General features: G+C 61.8%; 11 protein-coding genes, 1 tRNA gene and 1 pseudogene. 7 read left to right on the top strand and 6 right to left on the bottom strand.

Annotated features, from left to right (window positions below; genetic code table 11):
- Nucleotides 1-119: 119 nt before the first annotated feature.
- Together AC1A0G_RS10985 and AC1A0G_RS10980 are read right to left on the bottom strand one after the other, a co-directional pair.
- A pseudogene (locus tag AC1A0G_RS10985) lies at nt 120-716 on the bottom strand (transposase); the annotation flags it as partial.
- Between the two features lie 259 nt (nt 717-975).
- Nucleotides 976-1,049: transfer RNA gene (locus AC1A0G_RS10980), tRNA-Ile, on the bottom strand.
- A 271-nt stretch (nt 1,050-1,320) separates the two neighbouring features.
- On the opposite strand from AC1A0G_RS10980, the gene AC1A0G_RS10975 reads away from it, so the two are divergent.
- Nucleotides 1,321-2,820 (top strand): xylulokinase, encoded by a 1,500-nt coding sequence (locus AC1A0G_RS10975; RefSeq protein ID WP_476529700.1) that lies wholly within the window; start codon nt 1,321-1,323, stop codon nt 2,818-2,820.
- 316 nt (nt 2,821-3,136) lie between these two features.
- Here the strand turns inward: AC1A0G_RS10975 and AC1A0G_RS10970 are convergent, their stop codons facing one another.
- Nucleotides 3,137-3,265: a hypothetical protein gene (locus tag AC1A0G_RS10970; protein WP_476529698.1), complete on the bottom strand. Its 129-nt coding sequence runs from the start codon at nt 3,263-3,265 to the stop codon at nt 3,137-3,139.
- Nucleotides 3,266-3,543: 278 nt separating this feature from the next.
- Entirely contained in the window at nt 3,544-4,890 is a 1,347-nt protein-coding gene (gene xylA / locus AC1A0G_RS10965) for a xylose isomerase (protein ID WP_214373175.1), read from the bottom strand.
- A gap of 326 nt (nt 4,891-5,216) precedes the next feature.
- On the opposite strand from xylA, the gene AC1A0G_RS10960 reads away from it, so the two are divergent.
- From AC1A0G_RS10960 to ettA, 6 genes are all read left to right on the top strand, one after another.
- The gene (locus tag AC1A0G_RS10960) at nt 5,217-6,263 is read left to right on the top strand and encodes an aggregation-promoting factor C-terminal-like domain-containing protein (RefSeq protein ID WP_476529696.1); all 1,047 of its coding nucleotides are present in this window, start codon (nt 5,217-5,219) and stop codon (nt 6,261-6,263) included.
- Between the two features lie 96 nt (nt 6,264-6,359).
- On the top strand, nt 6,360-6,782 hold the full coding sequence (locus tag AC1A0G_RS10955; protein WP_476529694.1) for a hypothetical protein: 423 nt from the start codon (nt 6,360-6,362) through the stop codon (nt 6,780-6,782).
- Nucleotides 6,748-6,972 (top strand): helix-turn-helix transcriptional regulator, encoded by a 225-nt coding sequence (locus tag AC1A0G_RS10950; RefSeq protein WP_476529692.1) that lies wholly within the window; start codon nt 6,748-6,750, stop codon nt 6,970-6,972. The genes AC1A0G_RS10955 and AC1A0G_RS10950 overlap by 35 nt, the downstream gene beginning before the upstream one ends.
- Nucleotides 6,973-7,907: 935 nt before the next feature.
- Nucleotides 7,908-8,393: a hypothetical protein gene (locus AC1A0G_RS10945; protein WP_476529690.1), complete on the top strand. Its 486-nt coding sequence runs from the start codon at nt 7,908-7,910 to the stop codon at nt 8,391-8,393.
- 477 nt (nt 8,394-8,870) lie between these two features.
- Nucleotides 8,871-9,986 carry an alpha/beta hydrolase gene (locus AC1A0G_RS10940; protein ID WP_476529688.1) on the top strand — a complete coding sequence of 372 codons (1,116 nt, stop codon included), beginning with the start codon at nt 8,871-8,873 and terminating at the stop codon, nt 9,984-9,986.
- 511 nt (nt 9,987-10,497) lie between these two features.
- On the top strand, nt 10,498-12,174 hold the full coding sequence (gene ettA, locus AC1A0G_RS10935; protein ID WP_033495934.1) for an energy-dependent translational throttle protein EttA: 1,677 nt from the start codon (nt 10,498-10,500) through the stop codon (nt 12,172-12,174).
- A 334-nt stretch (nt 12,175-12,508) separates the two neighbouring features.
- Here the strand turns inward: ettA and map are convergent, their stop codons facing one another.
- Together map and AC1A0G_RS10925 are read right to left on the bottom strand one after the other, a co-directional pair.
- A complete protein-coding gene (gene map, locus AC1A0G_RS10930) occupies nt 12,509-13,291 on the bottom strand; it encodes a type I methionyl aminopeptidase (protein WP_476529686.1) in 783 nt (260 codons plus the stop codon).
- A gap of 24 nt (nt 13,292-13,315) precedes the next feature.
- Complete coding sequence (locus AC1A0G_RS10925) at nt 13,316-14,200, bottom strand: HdeD family acid-resistance protein (RefSeq protein WP_476529684.1); 885 nt, start codon at nt 14,198-14,200, stop codon at nt 13,316-13,318.
- Nucleotides 14,201-14,273: the final 73 nt, after the last annotated feature.

Raw genomic sequence — 14,273 nt, 5'->3', positions numbered from 1 at the left:
CCGAACCGGCGGCAGCGCCGCCATCGCCACGCCCCTCGACCACATCGTCGTTCTTCAAGGTCACCATCATTCAATCCTTCCAGAATGGCAGCCCATACACAAACAATTAGACACCCTCAGACCTCCTTGCGCAGTTCACCTTTTGCCTGGACGTAGATGGCCTGGTAGATCGTTTCGGTGCAGATGTGCATGCCCTTATTATCCGGGAAGTCTTCCCGCAGACGTCCCGCGATCTGCTCCGGGCTCCAATGCCGCTTCAACCCGCCGCGGACGTAGTCGAGCAGTCCGGGGACGGAGCGCACCTTCGCGGCCTTCGGCCGGGCGAGTCGTTCCGTGGCTACCCGTTGGGCGCGGTTCGGCTCGTAGTGCCCCGTGTCCGGGTTCGTGTTGCGCGCGATCTCGCGCGAGACGGAGGACGCGGCCCGTCCCAATTTGTCGGCTATCCTGCGAATGCTCCATCCGGCCCGAATCCAGTCGGCGATGTGGAGCCGGCTCTCCAGATCAAGGAACCGTGTGCTGATCGTCTTCGATTCGTCCATGACGGGACGATACCAGACCGTCACGGACGGCTTCTCATTGCGGCCGGTCGCGCGCGTGCGCCCGTTGCGCCACACCTTGCCCGTGCGCTTGGACACGCCCACCGCCTTCGCGGCCTGCGTGTAGTTCATGCCATCGCGGATAAGCTCCACGTACCGTTCACGACGCGCCTCGCACATCAGACTCCGGGTCTCGTACTCGACGCCATCGAACACCCACTTGCCCACCTGAAATCCCCTCCCGGATCATCAGGTGTTGCAACGATCACTAGAACCCGCCCCCAGTCGGCTTCGCCGACAGCCCCCCTCAGCCGAGGGGCCGAGAATAAAAACGCGTCAGCTTAGACCCGACAAAATACTAGAAATCGGAGTCTAAAAACGCCACGTTCAGCTCCTATAACCAGCCCTTGGAACATTGCGTTTCCAAGGGCTTTGCCGGTGGGGCCGCTCGGGCTTGAACCGAGGACCGGGCGATTATGAGTCGCATGCTCTAACCGACTGAGCTACGGCCCCACGATGGCCGGCGACTCGCGCAAGCCAACCTGACCAGTGTAGCAGAACGGCCGACCGCGCGACACTGCCATCACTCTCGCACCCCTTCCGTGTTCCCGTGACGCCTACGAATCGCCACTCACTCCGCATGACACCGCACCACACCGTTCGGCGCGCCATCGTGATACACTGACCGTGATAGTTTAATGATCTAACTTACTGGCTGCACGCGGCACCGAACGCCGCCCGTGACAGCCCGGCAAGTACGGTTCACGCAATGCGAGGAGGCACAATGACTCAGATTCTGGTGGCGGGCGTCGATACGTCCACGCAGTCGACCAAGGTGCGCGTTACCGACGCGGCGACCGGCGAACTGGTGCGGTTCGGCCAGGCGAAGCACCCCGATGGCACGAGCTGCGACCCGAACGCGTGGTGGGATGCGTTCCTTGAGGCGTCGGCGCAGGCCGGCGGCCTTGACGATGTCGCCGCACTGGCGGTCGGCGGCCAGCAGCACGGCATGGTGCTGCTCGACGCGCAGGGCCACGTGGTGCGCGACGCGCTGTTGTGGAACGACACCCGTTCCGCGCCGAATGCCGAGCAACTGATCGCCGAGCTGGGCGAGGCGGCCAAGGCCGCGGACGGTTCGGAGGCCGATCTGTCCGACGATCCGATCATGCGCGGCCGCCAGCGCTGGGTCAAGGCGGTCGGCTCGTCGCTGGTCGCGTCGCTGACGATCACGAAGATCGCATGGGTCGCGCAGCACGAGCCGGAGAATGCGGCCCGCGTGGCCGCGGTCTGCCTGCCGCATGACTGGCTGAGCTGGCGCATCGCCGGCCACGGTCCGGTCGCGGACGGCGAAACCGCCGATCTGGGCGCGCTGTTCACCGACCGTTCGGACGCGTCGGGCACCGGCTACTTCGACTCGGCGGCGAACGAATACCGCATGGATCTGGTCAAGATGGCGTTCGGTCGCGACGATGTGACGTTGCCGCGTGTGCTCGGACCGACCGAGACGGGCGCGGTGGCCGATCCCGCGATCGCCGGCAAGAACGTGCCCGGCGGCTGCATCATCGCCCCGGGCGGCGGCGACAACGCGATGGCGTCGCTGGGCCTCAACATGGGCGTAGGCGACGTGTCGATCAGCCTCGGTACGTCGGGCGTTGCTGCGGCCATCTCCCCCGTTCCGGCCTATGACATGACCGCTTCGGTGACCGGCTTCGCGGATTGCACCGGCCACTGGCTGCCGCTCGCCTGCACGATCAACGGTTCGCGCATCTCCGACGCGGGCCGCGCGGCGCTGGGCGTGAGCTACGACGAACTGGCCGATCTTGCGGCTCAGTCGGTGCCGGGCGCGGAGGGCATCACACTGATCCCGTATTTCGACGGCGAGCGCACGCCGAACCGTCCGGATGCGACGGCGACGCTGCACGGCATGACGCTCAAAAACACGACGAAGGCGAATATCGCTCGCGCGTTCGTGGAGGCGCTGCTGTGCTCGCAGCGCGACTGCCTCGAGCTGGTGAAAGGCCTTGGCGTGGACGTCAAGCGCATCCTGCTCATCGGCGGCGGCGCGAAGTCGGCCGCGGTTCGCGCGTATGCGCCGTCGATTCTCGGCATGGATGTGCTACTGCCGAAGACCGATGAGTATGTGGCGATCGGCGCGGCGCGTCAGGCCGCGTGGGTGCTGGGCGGCGAAGCCGAACCGCCGGCATGGGAGCTGACCATCGAGGACACGCTCACCGGCGAGCCGACCCCTGAGGTCTATGCCCAGTACGCCAAGTACCGCGGCTGAGTTCCAGGCGGCTTCCTTTCCTAGCTGGAACCTTAGCGGGAATATCACGCACGCTCCCTCTTGCGTGATATTCCCGCTAGGACCGCCCGGTTCCTATCCCAAAGATCACGCAAATCCGGTCATTTGCGTGATCTTTTTGCTAGTCGCAGTTAGAATCTAGCCACAACATCACGCAAATCAAGCCATCAGCGTGACATCTTTGCCAGCATCCGCAGTCCCCGCCCGAGAACATACGAACAACGCGTTGGGGGCGGTCTTCCATCATCGGAAGACCGCCCCCAACGCGTTCAGCAACAGGTATAAGGCAACCCGCGGTTCACAGCTGGCCGTCGCGGCGCAGACGGGCGCGCATCGCGATGCCGATCAGGGAGAGGCCGAAGGCGGTAATCGCGGCGATGATCATGGTCTTGTCCTTTCTCTTGGAATCCGGACGATTACGATACACGATAGCCCGCGGATATTGCGGAACATCGCACGCAATCTCACGATGGTGTTACGGAGCCGTCCGTGAGGAGCGATGCCGGCGCACGATTGCGCCAAGCCGGACGGCGGAAGTCGGTGGTTCCGGACGACGCTGTCCGGAAACGGTCAGGTAGACGGGATGTATAGGAGCGGCCAAGTCGAGGAAGAAACGGCCCGACCGCGGAAAAATCGGGACGTCGCCGGAACCAGACGGAACCGGCGGCGTCCCGATCAGTCATGCATCAACGGATGCCGCGAGGATCAGGCCTCGGACAGAGCGTCGACGATGTAGTTGTTGATGGTCGCCTTGACGGACTCGAGGTGATCGGACTTGGTCGCGGCGATGAGCTCGGACTGCGGCTTGTCGATCGCGTACTCCTCAAGGGAGGCCAGGGTGGCGGTGCCGTTCTCGATGGTCGCGCCGATGCCGGAGTCGTAGGAGCTGTAGCGCTCGGCCATGAGATCCTGGATGAAGCCGTCGCGGTTCATCTTGTCGGCGACCAGCAGGCCGGCCGCGTAGGTATCCATGCCGGCGATGTGGGAGCGGAACAGGTCCTCCTCGTAGAAGGAGGTACGGCGCGGCTTGGCGTCGAAGTTCAGGCCACCGTGAGGTCCGATGGAGCCGGCCTGCAGGACTTCCCACATGACGGCGACGGTCTCGTACAGGTCGGTCGGGAACTCGTCCATATCCCAGCCGATGAGCTTGTCGCCCTGGTTGGCGTCGAGCGAGCCGAGGAAGCCGTTCTCGCGGGCGACGCGGATCTCGTGCTGGTAGGTGTGGCCGGCCAGGTTGGCGTGGTTGCCTTCGAGGTTGAGCTTGAAGACATCGGTCAGGTCGTGGCTGCGCAGGAACTCGATGGCGGTGGCCGCATCGAAGTCGTACTGGTGCAGCGTCGGCTCCTTCGGCTTCGGCTCGATGAGGAACTGGGCGTCGAAGCCGATCTCCTTGGCGTAGTCGGCGCACATGTGGAAGAACTTGGCGATGTGGTCGGTCTCGCGCTTCATCTCGGTGTTCCACAGGTTCTCGTAGCCTTCACGGCCGCCCCAGAACACGTAGTTCTCGGCGCCGAGGCGCTTGCCGATCTCGAGGCTCTTCTTGAGCTGGCCGCCGGCGTAGGCGTAGATGTCGGCGAACGGGGAGGTGGCGGCGCCGGACACGAAGCGCGGGTTGGTGAACAGGGAGGAGGTGTTCCACAGCAGCTTGACGCCGGTGGCCTTCATGTTCTCCTCGATCTTGTCGACGACCTTGTCGAGGTTGGCGTTGGTCTCGCGCAGGGTGTCGCCTTCCGGGGCGATGTCGCGGTCGTGGAAGCAGAAGTACTCGACGCCGAGCTTGGTGAACAGCTCGAAGGCGTAGTCGACCTTGGCGAGCGCCTGATCCATCGGATCGGTGTACTTGTAGTACGGACGGTGGGCGGTGCCGGTGCCGAACGGATCGACGAGCTCCTGGTTGAAGGTGTGCCACCAGGCGACGCCGAAGCGCAGCCAGTCCTTCATCTTCTTGCCGGCGACGACCTTGTCGGCGTCGTAGTAGTGGAACGCGAGGCCCTCCTGCGGTCCCTTCTCGCGGCCGACGTACTCGATCTTGTCGATATCCCACAGACCCATGACGATCTCCTTATTAACTTCATTGTTCGGTTCCGTCAGCCGGACCGTACCGGCCGCGCAACCGCTTGACGAGTATTAATTTAAATCATCGAACTATCTTTGTCAAATCAATGAACTTTATGCGTGTCGCCGCGGTTTTCCAACGATTTTTTATGCTCGCAGCGCATTGTCGAAATACCGTCGAACCCCGCGCGGCGCATTGATTTACTCGGTTAACATTCCCCCGACCCGCTTGCGACGTCACATTCACGGGCTACACTGTGGCACTAGTGCCGTTCAACGCCGAAAGGCGAACGGTGGCAATGTACCCGATTTCAAGGAGCAATATGGCCAATCACAGCAAACATACGCCTACGCTGAAGTCCCTGAGCAAGCGCCAGTGGGCGAAGTTCGGGGCCGTCGTGGCGGCTGTGGGCATGTTGGCCGGGGCGGGCGTGATATCACGCAACTTCTACGTGGCGGAACATCATCAGGCGGCTGCATCGCAGCAGGTCACCGCCTATTCCGCGACCGACCCGGACGCTCTGGAGGTGTCCCGTGGCGCGGCGCGCAGCGATCTGCGCGGAGCCGACAAGGACACCACCTATGTAACAGTCAAGATCAACGGTCAGTCGCGCACCGTGCTCGGCTCCGACTTCACCGATGTCAAGTCCGTGCTCGACGCGGGCGACATCACGCTCGAACCGAACGACAAGGTCTCCCCCGCGCTCACCGACGCGGTCAGCGAATCCACGGTGATCACGATCGAACGGGCCGGCACGCAGGTCGAGACCAAGGACGAGCCGATCGAGTTCAACGAGGTCCGCAAGGAGACGGCCGATCTGCCGAAGGGCACCGAGAAGGTCGAGACTGAGGGACAGAAGGGCGTGATGGAAACGACGAGTCTGGTCACGCGATCCGGCGGCCAGGTGGTCGCGTCGAACGTGTTCACGTCGTATGTCAAGAAGGCACCGGTCGACAAGGTGATCCTGGTCGGTACCGCGGAACAGACGAGCTCGTCGTCGTCATCGTCCTCTTCTTCGTCGTCCGCGTCCTCCGCATCGTCCACCGACATCGGCACCACCACGCCGGTCGGCGAGATGCAGCAGTGGGCGCACGACTATCTGCTGTCGAACGGCTACACCGAAGCCGACTTCACGGCCACCGCATACATCATCAACCACGAGTCCGGCTGGCGCGTGAACGCCACGAACGCCTCGTCCGGCGCGTACGGACTGCCGCAGGCCCTGCCGGGCAGCAAGATGGTGTCCGCCGGCGCGGACTGGGCCACGAACTACCAGACGCAGCTCAAGTGGTTCTGGAGCTACTGCGAGGCCCGGTACGGCTCGGTCCAAGGCGCGTACGCGTACTGGATGGCCAACGGTTCCTACTGATCCATCCGTTTCGGCTCCCCCACGCCGCATCTTGCGCCGCGAGGGAGCCTTGTTTATTTTTAGGGCATGGCCAGGTTTGCTACGAAGGAGGTCGCGATGACGTTCAACCGATACATCGCCTTCAGAATGGTCACCGAGCTGATCGGTGCGGCCGCGTGCGTCACGCAGGTGTATTACAACAACAACCTCAACGGGATCATCATCACCGGCGTGATCGCACTGGTGTGGATCATCGGCGAGCTGTGGACCGTGATGATCTTCAACCGCGACAATCCGCGCACGGACGAGCTCAGCGACATGCATCAGTACTCGGCGTACCGTTTCGCGCTGCTCACGCTGGTGATCGCGCTGACCGTCATCGGCTTCGCGGGCATGATGTACACGCTGATCACGCGTGTGCCGATCGAGGTCGGCCCGATGGTGCTGCCGAGCCTGGCGATGCTGGCGCTGGCCGTGGCCGACGCACGTTACCTGTGGCTCGAGCATGACGGCGCGGTGGGCGGTGACGATGAAGACTAACCTCAAATTGCGCCGCATGGAACGCGGCATGAAGCAATCGGAGCTGGCCGACATGGTCAACGTGCGCCGCGAGACGATCGGACGGCTCGAGCAGGGCCAGTATTGTCCGTCGCTGCGGCTGGCGATGGACATCGCGAAGATCTTCGACACGACCGTCGAGGACCTGTTCAGCTTCGACGACGAGCAGTAGCCGGTACGGATCGCCCGATCCTATCCCGATCGTCACGCGGAACAAGGGAGTTTGCGTGATATTCGGGATAGGGCCGGGCGGTTGATATCCAAAACATCACGCAGGGGGCTTAGCGTGGTGTTTTAAAGGGCAGACGGCCGTTGCCATCCTTAACATCACGCAAGCAGGCTTTCTGGCGTGATGTTTGAGATAGAACTGGATGCCTACTATCCAGAACATCACGGGAATACGATCTTTGGCGTGATGTTTTGGATAGTGGATGGCCACTCCTATCCCGAATGTCACGCAAAAGGTGTGCTGGCGTGATATCGGGATAGGAGCGAAGGACCGCACCTGCCCGAAAGCATCGCGGCGATACTCATTCTCGCGTGATGTTTTGGATAGGGCCCCTCTGATATCGCCAGAACATCACGCAAGGGGGCTTAGCGTGATGTTTTGGATAGAACTGGACGACTGCTAGCCAGAACATCACGGGAATATAGCTTCTGGCGTGATGTTTTGGATAGTAGTGGGCGGCTACTCGCCAAAATGTCACGGAAGAAGGTGCTGGCGCGATGTTTGGCGGACAGCATTACGCAATTCAAGATGAGCGATCGCACAGGGATGTGCGATGAATCGCACATGGTGCGGCAATAATGTCACATATTGTGCGGTTCGGGCGTGTCGCGGCGAAAAAATTGGGATTTAACGCTGCGTTCATCAAGAAATGGCGGAATCAAGCCGATCGGGGGTGTATTGACGATTTTGGGGCATGTGACACAGAAATCACATCGTGTGACGGGGTTCGCACATCATGTGATCTGGATGTCACTTGCCCCCGAAGTGGGGTCTTGCGAAGATCGAACGGGGGAGTATAGTGCTTCTCAGACATCAGGAAAAGACATAAGTCCGGACTTGATGTCTGGACTGCAAAAACTGATTTGTGGAGGTTTATTATGAAGAAGAAGCTCGTGGCGCTCCTCGCCGCTGTTGCTGCTGTGTTTGGTTTCGGTTTCGCTTCCAACGCTGCTCTGGCTGATGAGTACGGTTCCATCAAGGTTGAGGGCACCACTGTGTCCGCCACCTTTGAAGGTTTCGAGGCCGGCGAAGCAGTTACCGTTACCGCCGACAAGGGCTCCGAAGTTGTTCCGGCCGCCGCCAAGGAACTGAAGACCAATGCTGATGCGAAGGGCACCGTTTCCGTTAAGGTTAACGACGTTCCGTGCAACGCCACTGTCACCATCACCGCTACCGGTGAGAAGACTGGTGCTAAGTCTCAGTCCATCAAGACCGCGGCTTGCGCTGCTCCGTCCGGCAAGGACGAGGCTAAGGGTGGCCTCTCTGACACCGGTGCTGCTATCGCTCCGTACGCGGTTGCCGTTGCTCTGCTCGCTGCCGCTGGCGTGGCTGTCTTCGCTGTGCGCAAGTCCAACGCTCGCTGAATTCATTCAGCTTAGGCTGATTTGAATTTTCCAAGGCCTCGGGATTCGTCCCGAGGCCTTTTTGTATTTCCGCGGTGATAAATACTGAATGCACTATCGTGCGTGCTGTATTGCCGGCGGGGCTTCGCCCGCAGGTACCCCACCCGCCCGGCCTTGCCGGGCACCCTCCCCTGAAAGGGGAGGAAAAACTTATGGGAATAGGGGTGGCGTGGCTGCTAGGAGCTTATTGCCTGTGCCTGTATTTTATTTGCCAACGTCGTTGCGGGTAGACAAAGTCTCTAGGCGAGGCGAGATAAAGCAGAAATACCAATAGATGTTTCCCTCCCCTCTCAGGGGAGGGTGCCCGCGTAGCGGGCGGGTTGGGGTACTTGGCGGAACGACAGTGACGCCAGCAACACAGCATCGCGCTACCGCGCGATACCATTTCACCCCGCTATCATGGAAATCAATCCATCCTCAGTCGCACAGGAGACGACAATGGCAGTCATCACCAATCAATCCGGCGGCGAAGCCGAATCCGCTCCCGTCGAGCCGCATGCACCGACGTTCGATCCGCAGCTCGCCGAACGATTCACCTACTGGACCGAAATCGACGGCGATCTCGACGATCTTCCATCCGAACAGGCACAACGCTTCCGCATGAACCGGTATCAGACCGCATTGTTCGACCTGCCCCGCTCCGAATACTGGCACGATCCCGACAACGTGGACGCGATCACCGACATCGCCTATCTGCCGGACGGCTGCACCGATCACGCGGCCGGGCAATGCCGTGGCCATTTGCTCGACATCTACCTGCCGCACGAGTCCACGGTGCGCGGCGGCCACACCACGCCGGTGTACATCGACATTCACGGCGGCGGGTTCACGTACGGGTACAAGGAACTCAACCGCAACTTCAACACACATCTGGCATCCCGCGGATTCGCGGTGGTCTCGCTCAACTATCGTCCCGCGCCGCAGACCGATCTCAAGGGTCAGCTGGCCGACGTACAGGCAGCACTGCGCTGGCTGCGCACGCACCTAGCTGAGTATCCGGTCGATCCGAACGCCGTGTTCATCACCGGTGATTCGGCCGGCGGCGCGCTCGCCCTGTTGACGCTCGCCATCGAGAACAGCGCCGACGTGGCGCACGCATTCGGCGTCGAACAGTCGTCGGGACTGCGGTTCGCCGGCGGCGCTCTGGTATGCGGCGTGTATTCACTGGCCTCTCCGGCAGCGGCCGCACAGGCGGGCACGTCGCAACTCGCCTATGATCCGACCAAGCGGCTTATGCTCGAACAGATGCTCGGCGCGGAGTTCTTCGCCGGTCTCGACGCCGCCGATCCGACGTATCTGACGGCCGAAGGCATTGTGAACAACGTCGATCTGCCACCGCTGTTCATCCTCACGTCCAGCGACGACTTCCTTGAGGCGGACGCACTGGCACTGGCGACCGCAATGGCTCGCAAGGGTGCGGACTTCGAGCTGTCCGACCGCAAGGTCAGCCGGCACGAGACGCTCGGCCACGTCTACCCCATCGGCATGACCTGGCTCGACGAAAGCCAGCAGGCCCTCGACGCCATAGCCCGCTTCTCCTTCGATCGCTGCTGACCGCCGCGGCATGTGCAACGGTTCAGCGGCATTTCGCAAACCGTGAGGCTGATTCTCGCCACTGCAGAGGTCTTTTCGCAGACCGTGAGGCCGCGCATGCCAGGAAACATGCTGGAACGCACCCCCGAACTCGGTGATTGCTACGGGTTTCGATCAGCATCCTGCCTCATGGTTTGCGAAAAGACCTCGTCGCGCCCGCTAATCTGCCTCAAACTTCACAGGTTATCCAAAAAATGGATTCGGATATATTTCAGGCACCGTCTTCCATCCATCCGCCACGCCAAAATCTCTTCACGCCCGGCATTCCGGGGCTTCATGTACCATGAAGGACGGTAGTTTGACGCGGATTCGACCATCATGCGGACAACGGACCGAGTAACGGTCAGACTCGTCATGGTGCAGTCGAAATGCACAGCACGTCGGTCACGACGAAGCCGCCGCCGTCCGCGCAAACGCACAGACAGACCAGTAACCGCAGCAATTCCAACCCCTGTAAGGAGAAACTGCACAGATGGCAGAATTCATTTACCAGATGATCAAGGCGCGCAAGGCGTTCGGCGAGCGTGTGATCCTTGACGACGTGACGCTGAGCTTCCTGCCCGGCGCGAAGATCGGCGTGGTCGGCCCGAACGGCATGGGTAAGTCCACGCTGCTCAAGATCATGGCCGGGCTCGAAACGGTGAGCAACGGCGAAGCGTACCTGACACCGGGCTTCACGGTCGGCATCCTGCAGCAGGAGCCACCGCTGGACGACACGAAGACCGTGGGCGAGAACATCAAGATGGCGTTCGGCCCGATCGCCGAGAAGGTGGCACGCTTCAACCAGATCGGCGAGGAGATGGCGAATCCGGACGCTGACTTCGACGCGTTGATGGACGAGATGGGCAAGCTGCAGACCGAGATCGATGCGGCGAACGGCTGGGATCTCGATTCACAGCTCGATCAGGCAATGGATGCGCTGCAGTGCCCCGACCCGGATACGCCGGTCAAGGTGTGCTCCGGTGGCGAGCGCCGCCGTGTGGCACTGTGCAAGCTGCTGCTTGAGGCCCCGGATCTGCTGCTGCTCGACGAGCCTACCAACCACCTCGACGCCGAGTCGATTCTGTGGCTGGAGAAGTTCCTGCACCAGTACAAGGGCGCGGTCATCGCCGTCACCCACGATCGTTACTTCATGGACAACGTGGCCGAGTGGATCTGCGAGGTCGACCGCGGCCACCTGTACCCATACAAGGGCAACTACTCCACGTATCTGGAGACGAAGGCCAAGCGTATGGAGATTCAGGGCGCGAAGGACGCGAAGCTCGCCAAGCGACTCAAGGACGAGCTTGACTGGGTGCGTTCCTCGCCGAAGGCCCGTCAGGCCAAGAACAAGGCCCGTCTGGAGCGCTACGACCAGATGGAGCAGGAGGCGCGCAATAACAAGAAGCTCGACTTCTCCGAGATCCAGATTCCGGCCGGCCCGCGTCTGGGCTCGGTGGTGCTCGAGGCGAAGCACATTCACAAGGCGTTCGGCGACCGCGTGCTCATCGACGATCTGAGCTTCACGCTGCCGCGCAACGGCATCGTCGGCGTGATCGGCCCGAACGGCGTGGGCAAGTCCACGCTGTTCAAGACGATCGTCGGTTTGGAGCCGCTCACCAGCGGCGAGCTGAAGATCGGCGACACGGTGAAGATCAGCTACGTCGACCAGAACCGTGAGGGCCTCGACCCGAACAAGAACCTGTGGGAGGCCGTTTCCGGCGGTCTTGATTTCATCGACGTGGCGGGCACCGAGGTGCCGACCCGCGCTTATGTGGCCAGCTTCGGCTTCAAGGGTTCCGACCAGCAGAAGCTCACGGGCGTGCTCTCCGGTGGCGAGCGCAACCGTCTGAACCTCGCCCTGACCTTGAAGCAAGGCGGCAACCTGCTGCTGCTCGACGAGCCCACGAACGACTTGGATGTCGAGACGCTGGAATCGCTCGAGAACGCGCTGCTCGGCTTCCCGGGCTGCGCCGTGGTCATCTCCCACGACCGTTGGTTCCTCGACCGCGTCGCCACGCACATCCTCGCGTGGGAGGGCGACGACGAGAACCCGGCCAAGTGGTACTGGTTCGAGGGTAACTTCCAGGCGTATCAGGAGAACCGCGTCGCCCGCCTCGGTGAGGACGCCGCCCGCCCGCACCGCCTGCACCGCAAGCTGACGCGCTGAGCCTAAAAACAGTCCAGTGGACTGTTTTTAGGCTCAGCCGAGCCACGACAGCGGCGAGGTAACAACATCGCTCGCCGCAAGGCGAGTCCATAATCGCACGGCCTGAGGCTGACCTGCCGATGTTGTCATTTCGACCGAGCGAAGCGAGTGGAGAAATCTTACGATATCAATGGACTGTAAGATTTCTCCACTCGCTTTGCTCGGTCGAAATGACAAAAAGATAGCGGTTCCGTTCGGTCGAAATAACCAAAAATGCAGTGTGGCCCGGCTCTCATATCACGAGAGCCGGGCCATAACTATATACTCGAGACCAATGACCTCTGCAATCACACCATCACAGGTTCGTGCGATCAGTGAAGATGATCGGGCCGTCGTCGGTGATGGCGATCGTATGCTCGCTGTGCGCGCCACGCGAGCCATCCTCGGAACGCAGCGTCCATCCGTCCTTCGGATCCTGATAGATCTCGTCGGTGGTCTTCAGGAACCACGGTTCGATCGCGATCACCAATCCGGAGCGCAGACGGTAGCCGTGGTGCGCCTTGCCGTCGTTCGGCACGTGCGGATCGCCGTGCATGATGTGACCGACGCCATGGCCGCCGAATTCGAGGTTGATCGGATAGCCGTACGTGCGCGCGACATCGCCGATCGTGTTGGAGATGTCACCGAGTCGGTTGCCCGGTCGGGCCACGTCGATGGCCGCGGCGAGCGCCTCCTCGGTGCACTTGATGAGTCGCAGGTCCTCGGGGTCCTTGTCCTTGCCGACCACAAAGCTGATCGCGGAGTCGGCCACCCAGCCGTCCACGCTGATCGCGAGGTCGAGGCTGAGCAGGTCGCCGTCCTTGAGGCTGTAGTCGTACGGCACGCCGTGCAGCACCGCATCGTTGACGGACGTGCAGATGTAGTGCGCGAACGGGCCGGTGCCGAAGTCGGGCGCGTAGTCGACGTAGCAGGATTCGGCGCCCTTGCGGTCGACGATCTTCTTGTGGACGAACTCGTCGATCTCGAGCAGGTTGGTGCCGACCTTGGTGAATTCCTTGAGTTCCTTGAGGATGCCGCCGACGAAACGGCCGGCGGGCTTCATCTCTTCGATTTCCTTGGGTGTTTTCAGTTCGATCATGCCGCCCAGCCTACTCAGACCGCGCTACTTGCGCGGCTTGCCGAACGTGAACGCGCGCACGATGGCGGAGATGCCCATCACGACGAGCGCGCAGCCGCCGAAGATGATGAGGAACGCCATCGAACTGACCGGGGAGACGATCACGACGATGCCGGCGATGATCGAGATGATCGCATAACAGATCGCCCAGCCGGATTTCGGCAGTCGCCACGATTCGGTGAGCGCCATGATGCCTTCCATGATCCAGCCGAAGCCGACGATCAGCGTGACGAAGATCGCGAGCGACGTGCCGGACAACGCCGCGTTCTTGAGCATGACCACGCCGCCGAACGCAAGCAGGATGCCGACGAGCACGTCGAGCACGCGCCAGCCGCCCGGCAGGCCGATGGTCACGAGGGCGCTGACGATACGGATCACGCCGGAGACGACGAAGTATATGCCGAACGCCACGGCGAACACGGTCAGGGTCTTGCCGGGCCAGAACAGCAGCGCGAGGCCGAGGATCACGGCGGCCGCGCCGACGACGCCGTACAGGCCGCGCACCGCGTTTTTCGCCTGCTGCGGCAGCATCTCCTCGATCAGTTTGAACGCGCTGACCGGCTGCCATCCGCCGGGCTGGCCTTGCGCGCCCGGCTGCCCGCCGTATGGCTGGTAGGCGAACGGCTGGCCGTAGGGCTGTCCGTTGGCGTACGTATTGCCGTTTTGGTTGTTGGGCTGGTACTGGCCGTACTGATTCTGCGGATTGGATTGACCGGTACCGGTCTGTCCGTTTGCGTTCGGCGCGCCGCCGTACGGATAATACTGTCCGTTCGGCTGGCCTTGCGGTGCGTACGCGCCGTATTCCGGCTGGCCGTTCGCGTTGCCGTGCTGATCGTTGCCGTTCTGCCCGTTCATGTTCGGATCGCTCATCGTGACTCCTTCATGCATTGCTGTCACCACGGCGAATCAACGTTTCATAATTCGCCGTGCTTGACTCATCATC

It is taken from the genome of Bifidobacterium sp. LH_230, assembly GCF_056357555.1.
This window is presented reverse-complemented; position numbering and strand designations above follow the sequence as displayed.

Excerpts from the sequence above, each read along its gene's own strand:
- AC1A0G_RS10975 (WP_476529700.1), top strand. The coding sequence starts at position 1,321 with ATGACTCAGATTCTGGTGGCGGGCGTCGATACGTCCACGCAGTCGACC.
- xylA (WP_214373175.1), bottom strand. The coding sequence starts at position 4,890 with ATGGGTCTGTGGGATATCGACAAGATCGAGTACGTCGGCCGCGAGAAG.
- AC1A0G_RS10960 (WP_476529696.1), top strand. The coding sequence starts at position 5,217 with ATGGCCAATCACAGCAAACATACGCCTACGCTGAAGTCCCTGAGCAAG.
- AC1A0G_RS10955 (WP_476529694.1), top strand. The coding sequence starts at position 6,360 with ATGACGTTCAACCGATACATCGCCTTCAGAATGGTCACCGAGCTGATC.
- AC1A0G_RS10950 (WP_476529692.1), top strand. The coding sequence starts at position 6,748 with ATGACGGCGCGGTGGGCGGTGACGATGAAGACTAACCTCAAATTGCGC.
- AC1A0G_RS10945 (WP_476529690.1), top strand. The coding sequence starts at position 7,908 with ATGAAGAAGAAGCTCGTGGCGCTCCTCGCCGCTGTTGCTGCTGTGTTT.
- AC1A0G_RS10940 (WP_476529688.1), top strand. The coding sequence starts at position 8,871 with ATGGCAGTCATCACCAATCAATCCGGCGGCGAAGCCGAATCCGCTCCC.
- ettA (WP_033495934.1), top strand. The coding sequence starts at position 10,498 with ATGGCAGAATTCATTTACCAGATGATCAAGGCGCGCAAGGCGTTCGGC.
- map (WP_476529686.1), bottom strand. The coding sequence starts at position 13,291 with ATGATCGAACTGAAAACACCCAAGGAAATCGAAGAGATGAAGCCCGCC.
- AC1A0G_RS10925 (WP_476529684.1), bottom strand. The coding sequence starts at position 14,200 with ATGAGCGATCCGAACATGAACGGGCAGAACGGCAACGATCAGCACGGC.